Source organism: Nonomuraea sp. IBHARD001, from assembly GCF_056106265.1.
This window is the reverse complement of sequence record NZ_JBWBBW010000002.1, coordinates 3914988-3935373: the sequence shown is the minus strand read 5'-3', so window position 1 is coordinate 3935373 and position 20386 is coordinate 3914988. Positions and strand designations below refer to the sequence as shown.

The window sequence follows — 20386 nt, the reverse complement described above, 5'->3', positions numbered from 1 at the left end:
CGCCGCCGACGAGGAAGGGCACGCGGTGTTCAGGCCTGGCCGGCCACGGTCTGGACGACGCGTTTGCCGTACTCCTCCAGGTAGCCGCGCAGGACGCGTTCGGCCTCGTCGGCGTCGCCTCTGGCGGCCAGTCTGGCCAGTTCACGGTGGTAGCGCAGGCCGTGTGCGACGTGCCTGCCCAGCAGGTAGCGGTTCACCACGTCGCGCAGGTCCTCGATGACCTCCATGGTGAAGGAGTTGCCCGCCCCGTCGTACAGCTCGCGGTAGAACTCCACCCGCTGCTCGCGCAGCCCTCCGGCCACGTGCGGCCCGTCGAGGACCTCGCCGAGCTCACGCAGCCTGGCGGCACGCGCCGAGGTCATCGAGGCGATCGACTTGCGCAGCGCGTGCACCTCCACCAGTGTGCGCAGCTCGTAGATCTCGCGCACCTGCTCCACCGTGAGCGTGCGCACGACCGCTCCCCTGTGCGGGTGGAAGGAGACGAGGCCCTCCGACTCCAGTTGCAGCAGCGCCGTACGCACGGGGATGCGGGAGACGCCGATGCGTTCGGCCAGCTCCTCCTGGCGCAGGTGGGTGCCGGGGGTCAGGACCCCGGTGATGATGCACTCGCGGATCACTTCGTAGGACAGCTGCCCGACCGTGCGGGCGCCGTCCGCCAAGCGCGCCACCACACCGGCGAGGGCGTCCTCGCCGGTGGGGGTACGTGGTGGGCTTTGGGTCACGAGACGTGCCTGGCAGCGCCCTGCGGGAGCGCCTCCGCCAAGATCTCGATCTCCACCTCGCTGCCGATGGCCAATCCGCCCGCCTCCAGCGCCCGGTTGAACGTGATCCCGAAGTCCTCACGGTCGAACCGCGCACTGCCGCTGAACGCCACCAGCGCGACGCCGTTGTCGGCATGCGCGCCCAGGTAGTGCGCCTGCAGTTCGAGCGGCCTGCTCACTCCGCGCAGCGTCAGCTCGCCCTCCACCACGAAGGAGCCGTCCTCGCCCGGCCGTACGCCGGTGGAGACGTAGGTGGCGGTCGGGTGGGCCTCGACGTCGAGGAAGTCGGCCGAGCGCAGGTGCATGTCGCGCCTGGCGACGCCGCTGTTGACGGCGGTGGTGTCGATGGTGACCGTCAGCCTGGACTTCTCCGGCTCGGCCCCGACCTCGAACTCGCCGCTCACTCCGTCGAAGCGGCCACGCACGCGGGCCACCACGAGGTGCTGGATGGTGAAGTGCACGCTGGTGTGACGCGAGTCCAGCTCCCAGACTCCGGCGGCGGGCCAGCCATTGGCGGTGGTCATCGTGCTTCCCTCTCGATCGGTGATCCGACGATGCTGCCCCACTCGGTCCACGAGCCGTCGTAGACGCGGACGTGGTCCCAGCCGAGCAGTTCGTGCATGGTGAACCAGAGCAGGCTGGCCCGGTGGCCGAGGCGGCAGTAGGCCACCACCTGCTCGGTCTGGTCGGGCGCTGCGCCCGCCGTACGGAAGATCCGCTCCAGCTCGTCGGCCGGGCGGATGGTGAAGCTCTCGTCCAGCACGTCCCTGAAGAACAGGTTCACGGCGCCGGGGATGCGGCCGTGGCGTTCGGCGCCGTGGTCGAAGCCGTCGCCCGGCTTGACCCGCTCGCCCCGGTACTCCTCGGGGTAGCGCCCGTCGAGCAGCAGCGTCCCGGGGCTGCCGACCAGGCCGAGGAGTTCCTCGCGGCGGATGCGGCTGCTGTCGTCGCGCTCGCCGCCCTTGGAGGCGTAGGGCACCGGCTTGACGTCGGGCACCTCGGTGGTCAGGGCGTGGCCCGCCCTGACCCAGGCGCCTCTGCCGCCGTTGAGCACGTGGACGTTCTCATGGCCGTTCATCACCTTGAACACCCAGTACGCGTAGACGGCGAACTGCCCTCTGCCGCTGTACAGGACGATCGTGGTGTCGGGGCCGATGCCCAGCGAGCCGAGCACCTCGGCCGCCTGCTCGGGCGTGCGGAACTCGCGCTCGTCCTCGTGCCAGGTGAGGTCCTTCCAGAAGACGTGACGCGCCCCCGGGATGTGGCCGGCGGAGTAGTCGTCGATGTCGGGTTCGTACTGCACCTCGATCACGACGGTCGAGGGGTCGTCCAGCCGTTCGGCCAGCCATTGCGGATCTACCAGGGCTGCCATGCGCGGCGGCCCTCCTTTCTGATGACGTGTCCGAGTCCTGGATGCGGGAAGTGCCCGAGGCCGACCAGCGTGCGGTCGCGCTCGACCTCACGCAGCACCGCCTCCCTGGTGGCCACGGCCTGCTCGGGGTCGTGGTCGAAGCGCTGCACCCAGCCGGTCTCCTGCAGTACGACCGGATGGTGGGCGAGGTCGCCGAGCAGGAAGGCGTCGCGGTCGCCGACCACGTAGCCGGTGTGACCCGGCGTGTGGCCCGGCAGGGCGGTGGCGCGCAGCGTGGGGGTGACGAGGTGGCCGTCGTCGATGAGTTCGAGCACGCCCAGGTCGTCGAGCGGCATGGCCTGCTGCTCGATGTTGGGGTGCTTGGTGGCCAGCGCCGTGTAGTGCTGCCAGTCCAGGCGCGGCACCAGGTAGCGCGCGTTGCCGAAACGCGGCCTCGGTTCGGGGTCGAGGACCAGGTTCCAGCCGATGTGGTCGGGGTGCAGGTGGGTGAAGACGACCAGGTCGACGTCCTCCGGCTGGAACCCGGCCGAGGCGAGCTCGTTCAGCAGGGCCGCGGGCTCGTGCAGCCCGCCCGGGGGCCCCAGGTAGGGCCCCCAGCCGGTGTCGACGAGGACGACCTTGCCGTCGACGAGGACGAGGAAGCCGCCGAAGTTGAGCGGCCGTTCGTCCTGGCCCTCCCAGGCCTCGACCGGCACGTCGGGGAAGTGCCAGTCGCGGTTGAGAGGGTGCTCGCCGTCACGCAGGGCGAAGATCTCGGCGTGGCCCGCCTTCACGCGCCAGGCCATGCGAACCCCGCACGATCGCACAGCGCCCGGAGGGCCCGCTCGGACGCTTCGACCAGTTCGGCCTCGTCCACGCCGGTCAGGCGGCCCGCGCGCTTGCGCACCTGCCCGTCGACGAGCACGGTGTCGACGTCGGACGGCTGGGCCGAGTGCACGACGGCCACCGCCGGGTCGGCGACGGGCGCCATGTTCAGGCGGTCGGTCCTGATCAGGACGATGTCGGCGCGCTTGCCCACGGTCAGCGACCCGGTGACGTCGCCGAGCCCGAGCGCCTGGGCGCCGCCGAGTGTGGCCATCGTCAGGATCTCGCGCGGCGTCACCGCCTCGGCGTCGCCGACGGCCGTGTTGGCCAGGCCGAGCGCCACCCGCATGGCCTGGAACGGGTCGGCGCCCGCGGCGATGGCGGTGGTGTCGAGCGACAGGCTGACGCTCACTCCCGCCTCGCGCAGCCGTACCAGCGGGGGCAGGCCCATCGCCAGGCGCAGCTCCGACAGCGGGCTGACGGTGATGGCGATGCCGTGCTCGGCCACCAGGGCCAGGTCGGCGTCCGGCAGGTGCAGGCAGTGCGCCAGCAACAGGTCGGGGCCGAGCAGGTCGTCGTCGGCCAGCAGCGACACCTGGTGGATGCGCTCGACCTCCGCCTTGGTACCGGCGCAGTGCATGGCCAGCGGGATGCCGAGCGACCTGGCCGCCTTGAACTCCTCCTGGTAGACCGGGCGCGAGGAGCGGGCCGGGCCTCTGAGGTTGACGCCGATGGAGATCAGCGGGTGACCGGCGTGCTCGGACCGCAGCCTGGCCACGTCGTCGAAGTCCATGGCCTCGTCGAAGCCCTTGCCCCTGTCGCCCATCAACCGGCGCATCTCCTCGACCGGCATCGAGGGGTGCGCCGACGGGGCGCCGTAGGAGAAGTGCGCGCGGACGCCGAGCTCCTTCAACGCCCGCAGATCGGCGTCGGCGTGTTCGGGGCCGAGCACGTTGTGCGCCCAGTCGTGCACGGTGGTCACACCCGCCGCCAGGCCTTCGGCCGCTGCCAGCCGTACGCCGAGGTGGGTGTCCTCGGGGGTGAAGTACGGCGCGAGCGCGCCCTTGCGGGCGAACCAGCCGTTCTTGGGGCCGTCGCCGATCACGCCGCGCAGCAGCGTGCCCCACAGGTGCCAGTGCGAGTCGGCGAAGCCGGCGATGGCGATCATGCCGGTGGCGTCGATCACCTCGGCGCCGGGGGCCTGGAGGTCAGGGCCGATCGCGGCGATGACACCGTCGCGTACCTCGATGTCGGCGCCGTGCAGGTCGGCGCCGGGGGTGAGCGCGGTCACCCCCTTGATCAGCAGATGGTCATTCGGAGAAGGCATGGGTGTCCCCCTTGAGCAGACGCCAGATGTCGTGGCGCAGTCCGGTGAAGCGGGCGTCGCCGCGTACGGTGTGCTCGTCGCGCGGGTGCGCGAACGGGACCTCGAACTCGGCGGCGATGGTCCCGGGTCGTGCGGAGAAGACCGCGATCTTCTGGGAGAGGAAGATCGCCTCGTCGACGCTGTGGGTGACGAAGACGACGGTCTTCCTGGTCAGCTCCCAGATCCGCAGCAGCTCGACCTGCATGAGCTCGCGGGTCTGGGCGTCGAGCGCGCCGAACGGCTCGTCCATCAGCAGCACTTCGGGGTCGACCGCCAGCGCCCTGGCGATGCCGACGCGCTGCTGCATGCCGCCCGACAGCTCGTGCGGATGATGGCCGGCGAAGTCCGACAGGCCCACCATGTCCAGGTGGTGCCTGGCGATCTTCTCCCGTTCGGCCTTGTCCTGGATCACGCCTTCCAGGGGGAAGGTGACATTGCCCAGTACGGTCCGCCAGGGCAGCAGTCTGAAGTCCTGGAAGACGAAGGCCCGGTCGCGTCCCGGTCCGGTGACGGGGGCGCCGCCGATGCGGATCTCGCCCTCGGTGATGGGGACGAGTCCGTCGATGGCCTTGAGCAGGGTCGTCTTGCCGCATCCGCTCGGGCCGAGCAGGCTGACGAACCCGCCCTGCTCGATGGTCAGGTTGACCCCGGCGAGCGCCTTGGTGCTCTGCTTCTTGCCGGTGTAGGACTTGCCGACGCCGTCGATCTCGATCGTGCTCATGCGGCCACCTCCGGGCGCCAAGCGGACAGTTTGCGGTCGGCCCAGCCGACCAGGCCGGTGAGCACCGCGCCGACGACCAGGGCCACCAGCGCCACCGCGAACACCTCGTCGGCGTCGAGCCTGGCCCTGGCGTCGCTGAGCAGCGTGCCGATGCCCGGGTAGCCGACGAGGAACTGCCCGACGACCACCGCCATCAGCGCCCGCTGCACGCTGATGCGCAGCCCCGCCGCGATGTAGGGCAGTGCGCCCGGCAGCACGATCGAGGTCAGCAGCCTGCGCCCGGACACCTGGTAGGCCCTGGCCAGTTCGTCGTAGACACGCATGCTCTCCCTGGTGCCGGTGGCGGCGGGGAAGACGAGCATGATGCCGGTGGCCAGCACGATGGTGCCGAGCAGGAAGGCCTGCCCGATCCCGAACCAGATGATCATCAGGGGCACGAGTGCGATGAGCGGCACCGAGTACAGCGCCACCAGGTACGGCTCGAGCGCGACCGCGACGAGTTCGTACCTGCCGACGAGGAACCCGATGACGACGCCGATCACGGCCGCCGCCGCCCATCCGGCCAGCAGCGTGCCCAGGGTGGAGCCGACCAGCCCGATCAGGTCGCCGTCGTGCGTGAGCCGTGCCAGCTCTTCGACGACCAGGAGCGGGGAGGAGGTGAAGTCGGGCCAGAGCAGGCCCGCGAGCTGCCAGGACACCAGCAGGAAGGCGATGCCGGCCAGTTGCAGGGGCTTGAACTTCATCGGGTCACCTGCCAGGGGGTGATGCGCACTTCGAGCCTGCGCAGCCCGAGGTTGACGGCCAGGCCGACGAGCATCACCGACAGCAGGGCCGCGATCAGCTCGGCCGTGCGGAAGGAGGCGCCCAGGTTGTAGATGAGCCCGCCGATCCCGCTGGTCTCCAGGAAGAACCCGGCCAGCACCACGCCGACGAGCGCGTGCAGCAGGCCGAGCCGCAACCCGGTCAGGACGTACGGCCTGGCGGCGGGCAGCACCACCTGGCGCAACATACGGCCGGGTGGGATGCCGTAGGCCTTGGCCAGTTCGACGTAGGAGTGCTCCATGCCGCGTACGCCGTCGCGCACGGTGAAGAACACCTCGAAGAAGCCGAAGGCCAGGATCAGCACGATCTTGGCCACGTCCTGAAGGCCGAACCAGAGGGCGATGAGCGGGACGAGTGCGATGCGCGGCGTGAGGAACAGCGCGCCGAGCACCGGTGAGAGGAGCTGGTCGAGGCGGCGGTACCACCCGACGAGCAGACCGAGCCCGACGCCCGCCACGATCGCGACGAGCATGGCGACCGTGATCTGCACCGCGGTCTCTCCCCAGGCCTGGGCGAGCTCGCCCCCGCCCACCAGGCGCACGATCGCGTCACCGACGCGCGCCGGGGTGGGCAGGATCGCGGCGGGCAGCCGCTGCGCGGCCTGCTGCCAGATCGTCAGCAGCAGGACGAGCGTGACGCCTCGCACCAGCCAGTGGCGTACCGGCGTGCTCATTGCACGCCCAGGAAGTCCACGGCCTTCTTCTGGTAGTCGAAGGTCACCACGTCGGCGCAGGCGTAGTCGTTCTTCACGACACCGAACTCCTTGCTGGTGGCCAGGGTGTAGTCGCACATCGTCTGGTCGAGGCTGCCGTTGACCGGCCAGTCGTCGAGCTCCACGACGAGCGTCTGGTAGTTGCGCTCGGCGGCCTCGGGTGTGAGGCCCTCGATGTTGGCCTGGGCCAGGGCGAGCCAGCCGGCCTTGTCGGTGTGCGTCCAGCGCGCCGCCTTGATCTCGGAGACGGCCAGGGCCAGGGCGAGGTCGCTGTTGGCGTCGAGCCACTTCTTGTCGGCTGCCCACACGTCGTTGAGCTGGGGGTTGGCCTCCCAGCCCTTGCACAGCACGCTGTAGGCGCCGGGCTTGGCCAGGTCGAGCTCGGTCTGCCTGAAGGTCGCCGACATACCGCCGTCGATCTTGCCTGCTTCGAGCGACTCGACGATCTGCCCGATGTTGGACAGGTGCAGCAGCTGGGTGTCCTTGGTGACGTCGAGCCCCGCCTTGGCGAAGCATCGGGAGGCCGTCTGGCCGACGATCGAGGTCAGGCTCTGGGAGACGGCGAACGGCTTGCCCTTGAGGTCGGCCAGCGACTTGGCCGAGCCCTTGCCCGCGACAAGGAACGGGTTCTTCTGGTCGTTGCCGGCGAAGGCCAGCAGGTCGGCGCCCGCCTCCTTGGCCGCCGCGAGGCCGCCGAGCGAGACGTGACCGATCTGTACCTGTCCGGCGATGAGCGCGGCGTTGAGCGGGGTGGAGTCCATGAGCCTGAACTCGGCCTGGACGCCGAAGTCGCTCTTGAGCAGTTCGAGAACCTTGTAGAGACCGGTGAGGGTGGGGTTGGGGAAGGCCGCGCTGGCGATCGACAGGGACTTGCCCTGCACCTTGGCCTTGAGCTCGTCGAGGGTGGCTGGGGAGTTGGCGGCCGGGCTGGATGCGGCCTGTGCGGTTTCTTGGGGGGTGGTGGCGGCGTTGTCGGCGTTGTCCGCACATCCCGCGAGCAGCAGCACGGTCATCAGGACAGCGGCGGCTGGACGTCTCATCGGGTACCTCCGGGGGGTCGCAGGATTGCATACAACGGTAAGCCCGTTGTTGGCCTGACTACCCACTAAGCTTGTAGGGATAGTGCGGTTAAGATGCCACATATGGCACATCCGTCGCAACTTTCACAGCCGAAACAGACAAATCGGGCGCATGAGGGCAGGAATGTGGCCAAAAGGTTATGAGCAGATTGCATACAAGTCGAAATTTGACCTGAAGAGACGTTGAGGTTTTACCTTGATCTCATCGGCTTTTCGACCGGGCGTCACATGGCGCCTGGCGCGGCGGCGCGGCGCAGGATCGTGTGCTCTGATCAGGGATTATGCCGTACGGCGAGAAACCCGGCACAGCCAGGAGGCGGCGACACCCGCCCAGGAGCGCCTCCCGAGCACCGGAAGCGCCCATACAGGCCACAAGAGGGCACCCGGAACAGCGTTGAATCCAGACCGAACGAGCCCGGAAAGCCGATACCGAGACCACCGGACGGCTTGCGCAGGACCAACCGAGACGCCTCACCCAAGGCCGATGCCGAGACGTCAACCCCGATCCCCCGCGCCGCGGCAAGCCCAGGACGCCTCAGCAGTCGCAGCTGCACCCGCAGCAGCCGTCGCCTCCGCAGCAGCCGCCTTCGCCGCAGCACGAGCAGCAGTCACCGCAGTTGCCGCAGGCCTCGCACCCGCTGCAGTCGAAGCGCTCGGCGCACGAGCGCCTGCTCTCCTCGTCCCACGGCGGCCGGTACACGCCGCAGCTGCAACAGGTCGCGGCGGCGCACAGCATCGACAGCAGGCCCCCGGGGTCGGGCGGCAGGCCTTGACGCTTCTTGCCCCGGCGCGACGGCCGGTGCGGATCGTCGTGGCCGGGCTCGTGCGGCGTGTGCGGGAGTGCGGCGAGCGGGAGTACGGGCGGGCGGCCCGCCGCCTCGAACGTCCGGTCGACCGAACGGCCGATCTCGCGTACGAGCAGTGCTCTGACCAGGGCGCGCCGTTCGAGGTCGAGGTCGGCGATCGACAGGCGCAGGCCGAGCAGCGCGTCGTCGCACAGCTTGCGGGCCTCGGCCAGGCCGGTGCCGGTGGCCGCCAGCGGGTTGAACGCGCCCGTCGCGCGGTCGCCCGCCAGGTCCTCCACCGCGTCCAGCAGATGGGCGAGCCGCCCGAAGTGCAGGCCCGCCTCGCGCAGCGCATCGGCGTTGTGCGGCTTGCCGACCAGGACGGCCGTGTGGCCGAACGCCGCCGCCACCGCCTGCTCGGTCGGTGCGGTCAGCTCGGTCAGGCGCACACCGGGCAGGCGTTCGAGCCTGGTCTGCTCCGTCACCGCACGGGTGAGCGGCGAGGGGTCGAACCCGACGGCCGCGGCCGTGCGCTCGCCCGCCCCGGCCCAGCGGTCCGCCACCCGGCCGGCCGCCGCGGCGACGACGCGCCTGCGGTAGAGGCCGTCGCCGTCCTCCACGTGGTCGCGCAGCTTGCCCGCGGCCAGGACGAGCGAGACGGAGGCGGCCAGCCGTACCCCTTCGGCCTCGACGACGTCCGCTCCCTTGAACCCGCGCAGAGCGCACGCCGCCGCCCGCCGGTGCGGGGAGGAGGCGGGCGCCTGCGCCTCGGTCAGCACCGAGACCAGCAGCCCGTCGTAGTTCGTCACCAGCCGGGAGGCATGCCCGTGTTCATCACGCAACGCCAGGCACAACCCACACAGATGGGCCATCCACTCCTTGAACAGCCCCCCGCACAGCCCATGCCGACACGGCCGGACAATCCCAAACATTGCACCCCTTAGGTACGGCTGGCACCAAGGGTGACAGATATCCGCCCATGGGGTGTCGCCCCGCAGCTCAGAACTCGTCCGCCGTGAACGGTGCGAGCGGCACCCGCAACGCCTCCTCCAGCAGTGCGCCCGCCCCCGGCGTGTGCTCGGCGACCAGCCCGGCGCGGACCATCGCGGTGACGGGGCCGATCCCGCCGAGGTAGAGGGAGGCCAGGTCACGCGTGTCGAGCGTGAGGTCGGGAGCGGCCGTCGTCGGCTCGCAGGAGGCGCGGGACCCGCCGGTGCGCAGCCGCCACAGCCCGTCGTTGGCGGGCAGCGCGCCGTCGTGCACCCGCAGGACCAGGTCGCAGTCGCGCGCCCAGGACCGGCCTTCCAGTGCCGTCCTCAGATCGGCCAGCCGCAGCCACAGGGCCGGCCAGGTACGGGTGACCCTGACGGCGTCGAGGTCGGCGGCCATGAGCGGGAGCGGGTCGTCGACCGGCCTGGCCAGGCTGGTGACCTGGGCGGTCAGGTCGATCGAGGTCAGATAGACCCACAACGCGGCCTGCGCGGCGGCGCTGTCGGCCTCCAGTTCGGCCACGTACACGCTGCCCGAGTCCTGGCCGCCCTTGGTGCGGTAGACGGCATACCCGGCGTCGCCCAGCACGACCACACGCGCGGGTCCGAGGTCCTCGTCGGCGTCCTCGTGCGCCGACAGCACGTGCTCGCGCCACCAGCGCTCGTCGCGCACGTACTGCCCCGGGCGCCCGGCCGCCGCCCGCTCGTAGATCGGCGCCAGCACGCCGGGCGCCTCGTCGTGATCGACCAGCCGCAACGGCCCGGGGTCGGGCGTGACGCGCAACGCCAGCGGCCGGTCCGCGTCGACCTCCAGGTGGACGGCCTGGTCGGCGGGCCCGAAGCCGTACCTGCCGTAGATCGTCGCCTCGGAGGCGAACAGCCCGGTCAGCGGCGCGGCGGCCCGCTCCCACAGCCATCGCATCATCGAGGTGAGCAGCCCGCGCCTGCGATGGGTGGGCTGCACCATGACATACGTGAGCGCCTCGCACGCCAGCGACCCCCCGGGCACCCCCAGCCGCTTGGGCAGCGCCGCCGCGAACCCGACCAGCCGCTCCCCGTCGTAACACCCCACGCGTACGGCGGGCCGCAGCAGATAGGAACGCCGTTCGCGCTCCTCGTCGCCGGTGCGGGCATGGAAGACCAGGTCGCCCAGGTCGAAGACCTGACCGAGGTCGCGCTCATCGACCTCCCTGACAACGATCATGTGTTTCAGGCTAGAGAGACGACCGGTGTTGCGGCCAGCCCTTTTCCGCCCGCCCTTGTCAGTCCGCGCCGCCGCGCCTAGCGTTGACGAGATGACTGAGAATCTCGATCCGGTCAAAGAGTCGGCAGGGGCGGCCGAGCGCGGCAGGCGGGCCGGCTGGATCCTCGACGCGGCGGGCGAGCTGCTGGTCGCGTGGGGCTACAGGCGGGTGACGGTCGACGACGTCGCCCGCCGGGCGGGCATCGGCAAGGGCACGGTCTACCTGCACTTCCCCACCAAGGAGGTGCTGTTCATCTCGGTGCTCATGCGCTCACAGAGCCGGATGCTCACCACGTTCGTCAACGCCCTGCGGGCCGACCCGGCCGCCGTGCTGCCCAGTGTCATGGCGGGCATGTTCTATGTTGCCGTGCACGAGGACCCGGTGGTCCGCACGGTCGTGCTGGGCGAGACCGAGACGCTCGGCAGCCTCGCCAGGAGCGCGGCCGGGCTTTTCGGCCCTCTGCTCGACCAGCGGGTGCGGACGTTCGACCAGGTCTTCGCCGTGCTGCGTGAGCACGGCCTGGTCACCGCCGAGACCTCGCCCGACGTGCAGCGGCATGCGTTCGTCGCCGTGCTGACCGGGTTCCTGACGATCGAGCCGCTCATGCCCGGCCACATGCCGGGCATCGGCGAGACCGCCGAGATGCTGGCCCACGTCGTCCGCACGGCCTTCGAGACGCCGGGCGCTCCAGCGCCGGGCGCGGCCGAGGCGGCGGCGCCGTACGTGATCGAGCTCTATCAGGGCCTGCTCGACCGGCTCGACGAGGAGATCGGCAGGCACATGCTCATCTGAAGCATCCACGAAGGAGGCACCATGAGCACACAGGCACCGCTCGACCTGCTCGCCCCCGAGGTGATGGCCGACCCGTTCCGCACGTTCTCGCGGCTGCGCGAGCGCGACGGCGCGGCGCCCGCGATCTTCCCCGGCGAGGGCGCTCCCGTCTGGCTGATCACACGCTACGACGACGTCAGGACCGTGCTGAGCGACACCAGGTTCCGCAACGACCCGGCCGGTGTGGGCGCCGATGTGACCAACATCCGCGAGAAGGTGATCGAGGCCAGGGGCATCCCGGCCGACCACGCCAAGTACGTCCTCGACAGCATCCTCGACCTCGACGGCGCCGACCACGTCAGGCTGCGCAGGCTCGTCTCGCGCGCCTTCACCGTCAGGCGGATCGCCGAGCTGCGCCCCAGGGTGGAGACGATCACCGAGGAGCTGCTCGACGGGCTGCCAGGCCTGGCCGACGACGGTGTGGTCGACCTGCTGGAGCACTTCGCCTACCCGCTGCCGATCACCGTCATCTGCGAGCTGGTCGGCATCCCGCAGGAGCAGCGGCCGCACTGGCGCCGGTGGGGGAAGGCGCTGTTCTCCTTCGAGCCCGGCGCCATGGTCGAGCCGCTGCGCCAGATGGTCGCCTCCATCCGGGAGCTCATCGTCGAACGCCGCGCCGCGCCCGACGACGCGCTGCTCAGCGCCCTGATCAGGGTGCACGACGAGGACGGCGACCGGCTCGGCGACACCGAACTGATCACGATGGTGCTCACCCTGGTCCTGGCCGGGCACGAGACGACCGCGCACCTCATCGGCAACGGCACGGCCGCGCTGCTGACCCACCCCGGCGAGCTGGCCAGGCTGCGCGCGGACCCCGGGCTGCTGCCGCTCGCGGTGCACGAGCTGATGCGCTGGAGCGGGCCCGTGCACGGGACGCGGGTGCGCTACGCCGCCGAGGACGTGGAGATCGGCGGGCGGCTGGTCCGCCGCGGCGAGGCGGTGGTCGCCGTGCTGGTCTCGGCGAACTTCGACCCGCGCAGGTTCGACGACCCCGAGCGCTTCGACATCGGCCGCGAGACCGACGGCAGGCGCGAGGTGCACGTCGGCTTCGGGTACGGCCTGCACTACTGCCTGGGGGCCGCACTGGCCAGGCAGGAGGGCGAGGTGGCGTTCGGGTCCCTGCTGCGCCGCTTCCCGCGCCTGGCCCTCGCGGTGGCGCCCGACGAGCTCGAACGCCAGTTGCTGCCCTTCTCCTGGCGGCTGACCGCACTGCTGTTGCGCCTTGACAGCGACCGATGAAGGTGGTGCAATCGCCGGTCTGCGTCGCAGTGCACCCGGCATACAGACCACCGAGGGCATGGAGGCGCCGTACCTCTGGACATGCGTGAACGACTCAAGCACCTCCCCCGACCGGATCACCGCCTTCGGGGCGCAACTCATCGACGTGCACCGCCACCTCAGCGACGAGCTGGCCGACCTGAGCGACGACCTCGACGCCTTCCTCGACGGCGGCGGGGTCAGGCCCAAGGAACTGCGGGCGCACTGCCTGGCCTTCTGCTCGGCGCTGACCCGGCATCACACCGGCGAGGACGACGACGTCTTCCCCCTGCTGGCCGAGCACGACCCCCGGCTGCGCCCGGTCATCGAACAGCTCGCCCACGACCACGCCTTCGTCACCGGCGCGCTGCGCACCCTGCAAGAGCTGATCGACGGCCTCGGCGAACGACCGGACGCCGACGCCGCCCTGCGCGTGCGGCGCGAACTCGACGGCATCACCGCCGTGCTGCACACGCACTTCCGCTACGAGGAGAAACGCATCGCGGCGGCGCTCGACGAGCTCAGCCCGCCGCGGTGGTCCCTTCCGCCGGGCCCGGCGTTCCTGCGGACGTGAGGCGCGCGGCCCTGGCGTCGAGGTAGTCGCGTTCGGGCAGGCTCCCGGTCAGCCGCGCCGCCCGCCGGTAACTGCCCGCCGCCTCGCGCGTGCGCCCCTCCAGCTCCAGCAGATGCCCCCGTACGGCATGCAGGCGGTGGTGTGCCGCCAATCTGGGGTCGGCCTCCAGCTCCTGCAGCCGGGCCAGGCCCGCCGGAGGGCCGGACACCATCGCCACGGCCACGGCGTGGTTCAGCGCGGCCACCGGATTGCCCGACACCTGGACCAGCACCTCGTACAGGGCGGCGATCTGCGGCCAGTCGGTCGCCGCCGCGCTCGGCGCCTCGTCGTGCACGGCGTTGATCGCCGCCTGGAGCTGGTAGGGGCCGGTGGGGCCGTGCGCCAGCGCCTCGGTGACCAGGGCGACGCCCTCGGCGATCTGCCCAGCACGCCACAGGTTGCGGTCCTGCTCGGCCAGCGGGATCAGCGCGCCGTTCCCGCCGGTGCGGGCCGGGGTCCTGGCGTCGGTGAGCAGCATGAGCGCCAGCAGGCCGCTCACCTCGCCGTCGTGGGGCAGCAGCGCGTGTACGGTCCTGGTCAGCCTGATCGCCTCGGCCGCGAGATCGGCGCGCAGCAGCGCGGGGCCCGACGTGCTGGCATAGCCCTCGGTGAAGATCAGGTAGAGCACGTGCAGGACGGCCGCGAGCCGTTCGCGCCGCTCGGCGCCCTCCGGTGCGCGGAACGGCACGCCGCTGGCCCTGACCCGCTGCTTGGCCCGGCTGATGCGCTGGCCCATCGTCGACTCCGGCACCAGGAAGGCCCTGGCGATCTCCGCCGTGGTCAGGCCGCCCACCGCGCGCAGGGTGAGGGCGATCTGCAGGGCCGGGCTCAGCGCCGGATGGCAGCACATGAACAGCAGGACGAGCGTGTCGTCCGTGCTGGCCTCCTGGCTGTCGGCCGAGGGGGCGAGCCGCTCTCCCGGCAGCGTCCACTGGGCGAGCGTGTCCTCCCTGCGCCGCCGCGCCTGCTCGGCGCGCAGCAGGTCGGTGAGCCTGCGCGAGGCGACCGTGATCAGCCAGCCCTTGGGATGGCCGGGCACGCCGTCGCGCGGCCACTGCAGCGCCGCCGCGATCAGCGCCTCCTGCACGGCGTCCTCGGCGGTGTCGAAGTGCCCGTACCTGCGGACGATCGCGCCGAGAGCATGCGGCGCCAGTGCGCGCAGCAGGCTCTCGACCGGTTCGTCAGGAGTCGAGGTCACCACGTCCGTCGAGGATCGGCCGCACGTCCGCCCGGGCCTTGGCCCTGACCTCGGGCGGCGCCGGGCAGTTCGCCAGGGCCGCGGCGATCTCGGTGGCCCGGTCGAAGCCGGAGCACTCCACGATCGTGTACCCGGCCAGCACCTCGACCGTCTCGGCGTAGGGCCCGTCGGTCACCACGGACACGCCGTCGCGCATCTCGACCCGCCTGGAGTGCACGGGCGCGGCCAGCCCCTGGGCGTCGACCAGCTCGCCGGACTCCACCAGCTCCTTGTGGAAGGCCTCCATGAACTCCCCCATAGCGGCGAAGTCGTCGGCCGTCCACGGCGTGGAGCCCGGCGCCGCCGTGCCCGCCATCGCGTCGTAGTCCCGCTGCGAGGCGTACAGCATGATCATGTATTTCATCGGTGTCCCTCCTTCGGACGGCGCCCGTGTGGCGCCTTCCCGCAGGAGACGTCGGAGCCGTCCCGCCGCCTTCGACACATCCGGCGGGATTTTTTCGCACCGTTCTGACCTGCGATGACGTCCTACCCGCTAGAGCGGCCCGACGTACACCCAGGCGCCGTCGGCCCTGACGAACCTGCTGTGCTCCTCCATCGCGCCCGCCTTGCCGCCCTCGACGTAGTGCGCCCTGAAGCGGACCGTGCCCTCGGTGTGGAAGGCGCTGCCGTCGGTGGTCGCCAGGATCTCCAGGCGCTCCCAGCGCAGCCCCGGCTCGAACGGCACGCGCGGCGGCCTGGTCGAGGCGTGCCAGCTGCGCAGCAGGTACGGCTCGTCGGCGACGCTGAAGGCCGTGAAACGCGAGCGCATGAGCTGCTCGGCGGTCACCGCCCCGGCCTCTCCCCTGTGCAACCGGCCGCAGCAGTCGGCGTAGGCGGCGGGCAGGCCGCACGGGCAGGGAGCGGTGGGGCCCGGCGGTCGTGGCCGTTGCGTGCTGCGTCGGGACATGTCGTCATTCTGTCAGGAGGTCGCCTCCGGCCCTGTGCACGCGCGGCCGTCCTGCACAATGACTCGCATGACGATCATGTTGGAGGGAGCCCTCCGCCTTCCCGGCGGCGGCTGGATCAGGGGGCGTGGGCTGCGCGACGGCCCGCCGCAAGGCCCGGAGCCCGAGTTCGGGCTCTATCTCGGCTCGGCCAAGCTGCGCGGCCGTCACGACGGGGGCATCGGCTGGGCGCACGAATGGCTGCTGTGGCCCGACTTCTGGCTGCCTTCGGACCGGCAGGCGGCCGAGGCGGCCGTCGTCGCCCTGCACGAGCGGGTCACGGCGGGCACACGGGCCGAGGTGGCCTGCGGGGGCGGCATCGGCAGGACGGGCACGGTGATCGCCTGTCTGGCCACGATGGACGGGCTCGGCGCCGACGAGGCAGTCGCCTGGACGCGGGCCAACCACCGTCCCCGTGCGGTCGAGACGCCGTGGCAGCGGCGCTGGGTGCGTGCCTTCGCCGCTCGCCGTACCGGGTAGTCGCCGGGAATTTCCGGCCGGCCGATTCCCATCCGGCGCGAAAAGCTGCATGGTGTGCACACGACGCACTCGACGGGTGGGAGCCGCCATGCATCGCCGTACGTTCCTGCTGACCGCTTCGGCGGGGGTGGGGGCCGTCGCCTTCGCGGGTGCGCTCTGGCAGGGCGCGGCGATCGGCTCGGCTCCTGGCCGGGTGGCGGCGGGAGCCGGGCCCTACGGCCGGCTGGGCGCGCCCGACGGCAACGGGGTGGCGCTGCCCGCCGGGTTCCGGAGCAGGGTGGTGGCCAGGTCGGGACGGTACGTCGGCGGGGCGGTGTGGCATCCGGCGCCCGACGGCGGGGCCTGCTTCGGTGCGGGCGACGGCTGGATCTATGTGTCGAACTCCGAGGTGCCGCTGGTGGGAGGCGCATCGGCGATCAGGTTCGGGTCGGACGGGCGGATCGAACGGGCCTACCGCATCCTCGACGGCACCGACGTCAACTGCGCGGGCGGCAGCACGCCGTGGCGGACCTGGCTGTCGTGCGAGGAGATCTTCCGCGGCCGGGTCTTCGAGTGCGACCCCTACGGCCGCGAGCAGGCGGTGCCGCGTCCGGCGATGGGCAGGTTCAAGCACGAGGCGGCGGCGTGCGATCCCGACCGGCAGGTGATCTACCTGACCGAGGACGAGCAGGACGGCTGCTTCTACCGTTTCATCCCCGACGCCTGGGGCGACCTGTCGTCCGGGCGGCTGGAGGTGCTCTGCCGCACGGAGGGCGAGCGTGTGCAGTGGCAGCAGGTGCCCGACGCCATGCCCGGGCCGCGTGGGCGTCAGACCAGGCACCAGGTGGACGCCGCCCTGCACTTCGACGGCGGCGAGGGCTGCCACTACGCCGACGGCGTCTGCTACTTCACCGCCAAGGGCGATCGCCGGGTGTGGGCTTATGACACCTCGCTCAGGACCGTCAACGCGATCTACTCGGGCGACGGGGCGCTCGACGGGGTCGACAACATCACGGGAGTCGCGTCAGGAGACCTGTACGTCGCCGAGGACGGCGGCAATATGGAGATCAACATCATCACGCCCGACCGGGTGATCGCTCCCGTCGTCCGCCTGACCGGGCACGACGCCTCCGAGATCACCGGGCCCGCCTTCAGTCCCGACGGCTCCCGCCTGTATTTCTCCTCCCAGCGCGGCGTCAGCGGCGAACGGGCGGGCACCGGCGGCATCACCTACGAGGTCAGCGGCCCCTTCCGGCGCTGATCCCCTGCGCCTTTCCGCCTGCGGCCCGGGCGGCACCGGCACCAGGATCGAGCACCAGGAAACATCCCGAGCACCAGGAAATGAGGACTCACCCCCCATGAACCTCGCAAGCACCGTCCTGCCGTTCGCCCTCGCGATCATCATGCTCGGCCTCGGCCTGAGCCTGACCGTCGCCGACTTCCGCCGCGTCCTGGTCTATCCGAAGGCGACCGTGATCGCGCTGGTCTGCCAGACGCTGCTGCTGCCCGTCGTCTGCTTCGGCCTGGTGCTCGCCTTCGATCTCGCGCCCGCGCTCGCGGTCGGGATGATGGTGCTGGCCGCCTCGCCCGGCGGGACCACGGCCAACCTCTACAGCCATCTGTTCGGCGGCGACGTGGCGCTGAACGTGACGCTGACCGCGATCAACTCCATCCTGGCCGTGCTGACGCTGCCGCTGATCACGAACTTCGCGCTCGGGTACTTCGCGGCCGACGGCGCGCCGCTCGGGCTGCACGCGGGCGAGTCGCTGCGGGTGGTCGCCATCGTGCTGGTCCCGGTGGCGGTCGGCATGGCGATCAGGGCCTGGCTGCCCCGCTTCGCCGCCCGGATGTCGACGCCGGTGAAGATCCTGTCCGCGGTCATCCTGGTCGCGGTCGTCGTGGGCGCGCTGCTGCAGGAGCGGGCCAATCTGGGCGGCTACATCCAGTCCGTCGGGCTCATCGCGCTGCTGTTCAGTGTGATCAGCCTGGCCGTCGGGTACTGGGCGCCGCGCCTGGCCAGGGTCGGGCGGGCACAGTCGATCGCCTCGTGCATGGAGATCGGCATCCACAACGCGACGCTCGCGATCACGGTGGCGGTCTCCATGCTGGCCGACACGCAGATGGCCGTGCCCGCCGCCGCGTACGGCGTGCTGATGTTCTTCACCGCGGCCGGGGCCGGGTTCCTGCTGCGGGCCAGGGCCGGGCGCGAGAGCGACGCGGCCGTCGCCTGACGCACGCCCGCGTCCTTGAGGCGCGGGTGTGTGGCGCCGTCGCCTGACGCCCCGCCCGTGTCGTTCAGGCGTGGGCGTGTGGTGAGAAGAGCCTGGACACCAGGGTGTGCAGCTGGTCGCGTTCGGGCGGGCTGAGCGGGGCCAGGAACTGCTCCTGCGCCTCGCCGAGCCGTCCCATCGCCTCGCCGAGCGCCTGCCCGCCCTGGGCGGTCAGGGTGACGACGTGTTTGCGGCGGTCGGTGGCGCTGCGCTCGCGCCGGGCGTGGCCGAGCTTCTCCAGCTCGTCGACGACGGCCACCATCGTGGTGCGGTCGAGGCCGGTCAGCAGGCACAGGTCCTGCTGCGACAGGGTCTGTTCGCTGATGAAGCCGAGCACACGGATGTGCTTGGCCCGCAGTCCCAGCGGGGCCAGCGCGTGTTCGAACACCGCGCCTGCCGACACACCCAGCTTGACCAGCAGATAGCCGGTCTGGCCGTCGATCCGGTTGCTCATGGACCCAATCTAGGCCCTTTACAGATCAACTCAATTCGCTAGGCTGATTGTCAGCACTACTGATTATCAGTGGAGGTGCGCATGTGGGAGCGCGTGATCCGGGCGAGCCTGCTGGTCGTCGGGGTGGGGACCATGACGCCGGCACTCGCGCTCGCCTGGCCGGGCACGCTCACGCCCGCGTACGGGCTGGCCGTTCCCGCCGATCCCATGCTCCTCGCCCTGCTGCAGCACAGGGGCCTGCTGCAGGGCGTGCTCGGCGCGGCCGTCGTCTGGTCGGCGTTCGCGCCCGCCGTACGGGTGCCGGTGGGGGTGGCGGCGATCGTCACCAAGTCGGCGTTCATGGTGCTGGTCGCGGCGCTGCCCGGTCCGGTCGTGGCGCCGGGCGCACTGTTCGACGCCGCGGCCGTCGCCGTGCTGGCCGTCTCGGCCCTGCGGCAGGCGCGCACCGCCGCGCGGGATCCAGGCTGATCGCGCGCGGCGGTGCACGGACCTGACCTCAGGGTCCATGTCGTCGTATTGTGCACATCGCAATATGTCGGGAGTTCGATTGTCAAACACCCTGACAACACTTTTCTACACGGCAATAATTCCCTGTCAGGACGATCCGAATAACGCGTTCCAAAAAATGTTGCTGCAATATTGAAAGTCCGGTCACGGCAGCACACAATCGGCGTCAAGAAGGCCCACCCCCCAGCTTTATGGAGCCCCAGTGGACCCAGCCGTAACCGGAATTCACGGTCGTAGAAAACCGAAGTTCCTCCGCCTCGCCTCGACTGCCTTCGCGGTGCTGTCCCTCCTGTTCCTGTGCGTGCCGCCCGCCTCGGCGGCGCCCGCGCTGCCGACGCCGAAGGACCTCACCGCCCACCTCGACCTCGAGTGCTTCAAGACCAGCCCGTACCAGCCTCCGGCCACGACGCTCACGCTGCGTCACCTCAACCCGGTGCTCGCCAACCTGCCCACCGAGACCGTCACACTCGGCCAGCGTGAGCAGCTGTGCGTGCCCGTCTCCAAGAACACGCAGGTGCCGCCGTCCCCGGCGATCGACTTCATCAAGTTCATCGACCTGGCCTGCTACAAGATCTCCGGCGCCACGGCGACGACCGGCCTGGTGCTGAGCCACCTCAACCCGCTGCTGCAGAGCCTGCCGCGCACTCAGGTCTCGCTCACCACGCCGCAGCAACTGTGCGTGCCGGTCGTCAAGAACAACGCGACGCCGCCCGACGACGTGCTGCGGCTCATCAGGCACATCGACCTGAAGTGCTACGCCATCACCCCCAACACACCGCTGAACCGGCAGCTGTCCCTGCGCCAGCTCAACCCGGTCCTGTCCCCGACGATCCCCACGCACGGTGTTCAGGTCACCAACGCGCGCCAGCTGTGCGTGCCGGTGCTGAAGGCCGGTGACAACATCCCGACGGCGGTGCTCAACATCGTCAGGTGGATCGACCTGGAGAAGTTCGACATCGTCGCGCCCTCCACCCTGCCCACGGTGTCGCTGGCCCTGCGGCACATCAACCCCGTGCTCGCGCATCTGCCCGCCGAGCGCGCCACGCTCGCGGGTGCGAGCCAGCTGGCTCTGCCCGTGGCGAAGAACGGAAACTTCCCGCCCGGCTGATCTCCTCCCCAAAGGCCCTCCATCCCCACTCGGATGGAGGGCCGAGCCGCA

Annotated in this window: 23 protein-coding genes; 8 read left to right on the top strand and 15 right to left on the bottom strand. The window is 70.9% G+C overall.

All coding sequences use genetic code 11. The annotated features are described in order from the left end of the window. Nucleotides 1-29 precede the first annotated feature (29 nt). From ACTWNK_RS20005 to ACTWNK_RS19955, 11 genes are all read right to left on the bottom strand, one after another. Nucleotides 30-722: a GntR family transcriptional regulator gene (locus tag ACTWNK_RS20005; RefSeq protein WP_474305886.1), complete on the bottom strand. Its 693-nt coding sequence runs from the start codon at nucleotides 720-722 to the stop codon at nucleotides 30-32. Beyond that, on the bottom strand, nucleotides 719-1285 hold the full coding sequence (locus ACTWNK_RS20000; protein WP_474305885.1) for a YceI family protein: 567 nt from the start codon (nucleotides 1283-1285) through the stop codon (nucleotides 719-721). Before ACTWNK_RS20000 ends, ACTWNK_RS20005 begins: the two co-directional genes overlap by 4 nt. After that, nucleotides 1282-2133, bottom strand: coding sequence for a sulfurtransferase (locus tag ACTWNK_RS19995; protein ID WP_474305884.1), 852 nt, complete (start codon nucleotides 2131-2133; stop codon nucleotides 1282-1284). Before ACTWNK_RS19995 ends, ACTWNK_RS20000 begins: the two co-directional genes overlap by 4 nt. Next, a complete protein-coding gene (locus ACTWNK_RS19990) occupies nucleotides 2118-2918 on the bottom strand; it encodes an MBL fold metallo-hydrolase (RefSeq protein ID WP_474305883.1) in 801 nt (266 codons plus the stop codon). The genes ACTWNK_RS19995 and ACTWNK_RS19990 overlap by 16 nt, the downstream gene beginning before the upstream one ends. Beyond that, nucleotides 2903-4264, bottom strand: a complete 1362-nt coding sequence (locus tag ACTWNK_RS19985) for an amidohydrolase family protein (protein WP_474305882.1) — start codon at nucleotides 4262-4264, stop codon at nucleotides 2903-2905. The genes ACTWNK_RS19990 and ACTWNK_RS19985 overlap by 16 nt, the downstream gene beginning before the upstream one ends. Continuing rightward, nucleotides 4248-5024, bottom strand: a complete 777-nt coding sequence (locus ACTWNK_RS19980; protein ID WP_474305881.1) for an ABC transporter ATP-binding protein — start codon at nucleotides 5022-5024, stop codon at nucleotides 4248-4250. Before ACTWNK_RS19980 ends, ACTWNK_RS19985 begins: the two co-directional genes overlap by 17 nt. Then, a complete protein-coding gene (locus ACTWNK_RS19975; protein WP_474305880.1) occupies nucleotides 5021-5767 on the bottom strand; it encodes an ABC transporter permease in 747 nt (248 codons plus the stop codon). The genes ACTWNK_RS19980 and ACTWNK_RS19975 overlap by 4 nt, the downstream gene beginning before the upstream one ends. Beyond that, nucleotides 5764-6519 carry an ABC transporter permease gene (locus tag ACTWNK_RS19970; RefSeq protein ID WP_474305879.1) on the bottom strand — a complete coding sequence of 252 codons (756 nt, stop codon included), beginning with the start codon at nucleotides 6517-6519 and terminating at the stop codon, nucleotides 5764-5766. The genes ACTWNK_RS19975 and ACTWNK_RS19970 overlap by 4 nt, the downstream gene beginning before the upstream one ends. Further along, nucleotides 6516-7598 carry an ABC transporter substrate-binding protein gene (locus tag ACTWNK_RS19965; RefSeq protein WP_474305878.1) on the bottom strand — a complete coding sequence of 361 codons (1083 nt, stop codon included), beginning with the start codon at nucleotides 7596-7598 and terminating at the stop codon, nucleotides 6516-6518. Before ACTWNK_RS19965 ends, ACTWNK_RS19970 begins: the two co-directional genes overlap by 4 nt. Nucleotides 7599-8172: 574 nt before the next feature. Then, the gene (locus ACTWNK_RS19960; RefSeq protein WP_474305877.1) at nucleotides 8173-9354 is read right to left on the bottom strand and encodes a DUF5685 family protein; all 1182 of its coding nucleotides are present in this window, start codon (nucleotides 9352-9354) and stop codon (nucleotides 8173-8175) included. Nucleotides 9355-9421: 67 nt separating this feature from the next. Next, entirely contained in the window at nucleotides 9422-10615 is a 1194-nt protein-coding gene (locus tag ACTWNK_RS19955) for a GNAT family N-acetyltransferase (protein ID WP_474305876.1), read from the bottom strand. A 91-nt stretch (nucleotides 10616-10706) separates the two neighbouring features. On the opposite strand from ACTWNK_RS19955, the gene ACTWNK_RS19950 reads away from it, so the two are divergent. The 3 genes from ACTWNK_RS19950 to ACTWNK_RS19940 all read left to right on the top strand — a co-directional run bounded on the left by ACTWNK_RS19950 (nucleotide 10707) and on the right by ACTWNK_RS19940 (nucleotide 13317). Beyond that, nucleotides 10707-11447: a TetR/AcrR family transcriptional regulator gene (locus ACTWNK_RS19950; protein WP_474305875.1), complete on the top strand. Its 741-nt coding sequence runs from the start codon at nucleotides 10707-10709 to the stop codon at nucleotides 11445-11447. A gap of 21 nt (nucleotides 11448-11468) precedes the next feature. Beyond that, complete coding sequence (locus ACTWNK_RS19945) at nucleotides 11469-12725, top strand: cytochrome P450 family protein (protein WP_474305874.1); 1257 nt, start codon at nucleotides 11469-11471, stop codon at nucleotides 12723-12725. 85 nt (nucleotides 12726-12810) lie between these two features. Continuing rightward, on the top strand, nucleotides 12811-13317 hold the full coding sequence (locus tag ACTWNK_RS19940; protein WP_474305873.1) for a hemerythrin domain-containing protein: 507 nt from the start codon (nucleotides 12811-12813) through the stop codon (nucleotides 13315-13317). On the opposite strand, the gene ACTWNK_RS19935 is transcribed toward ACTWNK_RS19940, so the two are convergent. The 3 genes from ACTWNK_RS19935 to ACTWNK_RS19925 form a co-directional block, all read right to left on the bottom strand. Then, on the bottom strand, nucleotides 13265-14557 hold the full coding sequence (locus ACTWNK_RS19935) for an RNA polymerase sigma factor (RefSeq protein WP_474305872.1): 1293 nt from the start codon (nucleotides 14555-14557) through the stop codon (nucleotides 13265-13267). The genes ACTWNK_RS19940 and ACTWNK_RS19935 overlap by 53 nt on opposite strands. After that, on the bottom strand, nucleotides 14538-14957 hold the full coding sequence (locus ACTWNK_RS19930; RefSeq protein WP_474305871.1) for a YciI family protein: 420 nt from the start codon (nucleotides 14955-14957) through the stop codon (nucleotides 14538-14540). Before ACTWNK_RS19930 ends, ACTWNK_RS19935 begins: the two co-directional genes overlap by 20 nt. A 129-nt stretch (nucleotides 14958-15086) precedes the next feature. Then, nucleotides 15087-15500, bottom strand: a complete 414-nt coding sequence (locus ACTWNK_RS19925) for a YchJ family protein (protein WP_474305870.1) — start codon at nucleotides 15498-15500, stop codon at nucleotides 15087-15089. 67 nt (nucleotides 15501-15567) lie between these two features. Here ACTWNK_RS19925 and ACTWNK_RS19920 point away from each other — a divergent pair, with 67 nt between their 5' ends. From ACTWNK_RS19920 to ACTWNK_RS19910, 3 genes are all read left to right on the top strand, one after another. Further along, the gene (locus ACTWNK_RS19920; RefSeq protein WP_474305869.1) at nucleotides 15568-16017 is read left to right on the top strand and encodes a protein-tyrosine phosphatase family protein; all 450 of its coding nucleotides are present in this window, start codon (nucleotides 15568-15570) and stop codon (nucleotides 16015-16017) included. A gap of 88 nt (nucleotides 16018-16105) precedes the next feature. Then, nucleotides 16106-17257 (top strand): alkaline phosphatase PhoX, encoded by a 1152-nt coding sequence (locus ACTWNK_RS19915; protein ID WP_474305868.1) that lies wholly within the window; start codon nucleotides 16106-16108, stop codon nucleotides 17255-17257. A 97-nt stretch (nucleotides 17258-17354) separates the two neighbouring features. Next, nucleotides 17355-18227, top strand: coding sequence for a bile acid:sodium symporter family protein (locus ACTWNK_RS19910; RefSeq protein WP_474305867.1), 873 nt, complete (start codon nucleotides 17355-17357; stop codon nucleotides 18225-18227). A 64-nt stretch (nucleotides 18228-18291) separates the two neighbouring features. Here the strand turns inward: ACTWNK_RS19910 and ACTWNK_RS19905 are convergent, their stop codons facing one another. Beyond that, a complete protein-coding gene (locus ACTWNK_RS19905; RefSeq protein ID WP_474305866.1) occupies nucleotides 18292-18720 on the bottom strand; it encodes a MarR family winged helix-turn-helix transcriptional regulator in 429 nt (142 codons plus the stop codon). A gap of 81 nt (nucleotides 18721-18801) precedes the next feature. Between ACTWNK_RS19905 and ACTWNK_RS19900 the strand changes: the two genes are divergently transcribed. Together ACTWNK_RS19900 and ACTWNK_RS19895 are read left to right on the top strand one after the other, a co-directional pair. After that, nucleotides 18802-19188 (top strand): hypothetical protein, encoded by a 387-nt coding sequence (locus ACTWNK_RS19900; protein WP_474305865.1) that lies wholly within the window; start codon nucleotides 18802-18804, stop codon nucleotides 19186-19188. Between the two features lie 241 nt (nucleotides 19189-19429). Beyond that, nucleotides 19430-20335: a hypothetical protein gene (locus tag ACTWNK_RS19895; protein ID WP_474305864.1), complete on the top strand. Its 906-nt coding sequence runs from the start codon at nucleotides 19430-19432 to the stop codon at nucleotides 20333-20335. The last annotated feature ends 51 nt before the right edge of the window (nucleotides 20336-20386 follow it).

Coding starts and splice junctions, on each gene's coding strand:
- ACTWNK_RS20000 (WP_474305885.1), bottom strand. CDS start 1,285: ATGACCACCGCCAATGGCTGGCCCGCCGCCGGAGTCTGGGAGCTGGAC.
- ACTWNK_RS19950 (WP_474305875.1), top strand. CDS start 10,707: ATGACTGAGAATCTCGATCCGGTCAAAGAGTCGGCAGGGGCGGCCGAG.
- ACTWNK_RS19915 (WP_474305868.1), top strand. CDS start 16,106: ATGCATCGCCGTACGTTCCTGCTGACCGCTTCGGCGGGGGTGGGGGCC.
- ACTWNK_RS19945 (WP_474305874.1), top strand. CDS start 11,469: ATGAGCACACAGGCACCGCTCGACCTGCTCGCCCCCGAGGTGATGGCC.
- ACTWNK_RS19965 (WP_474305878.1), bottom strand. CDS start 7,598: ATGAGACGTCCAGCCGCCGCTGTCCTGATGACCGTGCTGCTGCTCGCG.
- ACTWNK_RS19955 (WP_474305876.1), bottom strand. CDS start 10,615: ATGATCGTTGTCAGGGAGGTCGATGAGCGCGACCTCGGTCAGGTCTTC.
- ACTWNK_RS19970 (WP_474305879.1), bottom strand. CDS start 6,519: ATGAGCACGCCGGTACGCCACTGGCTGGTGCGAGGCGTCACGCTCGTC.
- ACTWNK_RS19925 (WP_474305870.1), bottom strand. CDS start 15,500: ATGTCCCGACGCAGCACGCAACGGCCACGACCGCCGGGCCCCACCGCT.
- ACTWNK_RS19995 (WP_474305884.1), bottom strand. CDS start 2,133: ATGGCAGCCCTGGTAGATCCGCAATGGCTGGCCGAACGGCTGGACGAC.
- ACTWNK_RS19985 (WP_474305882.1), bottom strand. CDS start 4,264: ATGCCTTCTCCGAATGACCATCTGCTGATCAAGGGGGTGACCGCGCTC.
- ACTWNK_RS19975 (WP_474305880.1), bottom strand. CDS start 5,767: ATGAAGTTCAAGCCCCTGCAACTGGCCGGCATCGCCTTCCTGCTGGTG.
- ACTWNK_RS19920 (WP_474305869.1), top strand. CDS start 15,568: ATGACGATCATGTTGGAGGGAGCCCTCCGCCTTCCCGGCGGCGGCTGG.
- ACTWNK_RS19900 (WP_474305865.1), top strand. CDS start 18,802: ATGTGGGAGCGCGTGATCCGGGCGAGCCTGCTGGTCGTCGGGGTGGGG.
- ACTWNK_RS19990 (WP_474305883.1), bottom strand. CDS start 2,918: ATGGCCTGGCGCGTGAAGGCGGGCCACGCCGAGATCTTCGCCCTGCGT.
- ACTWNK_RS19905 (WP_474305866.1), bottom strand. CDS start 18,720: ATGAGCAACCGGATCGACGGCCAGACCGGCTATCTGCTGGTCAAGCTG.
- ACTWNK_RS19930 (WP_474305871.1), bottom strand. CDS start 14,957: ATGAAATACATGATCATGCTGTACGCCTCGCAGCGGGACTACGACGCG.
- ACTWNK_RS19910 (WP_474305867.1), top strand. CDS start 17,355: ATGAACCTCGCAAGCACCGTCCTGCCGTTCGCCCTCGCGATCATCATG.
- ACTWNK_RS19960 (WP_474305877.1), bottom strand. CDS start 9,354: ATGTTTGGGATTGTCCGGCCGTGTCGGCATGGGCTGTGCGGGGGGCTG.
- ACTWNK_RS19980 (WP_474305881.1), bottom strand. CDS start 5,024: ATGAGCACGATCGAGATCGACGGCGTCGGCAAGTCCTACACCGGCAAG.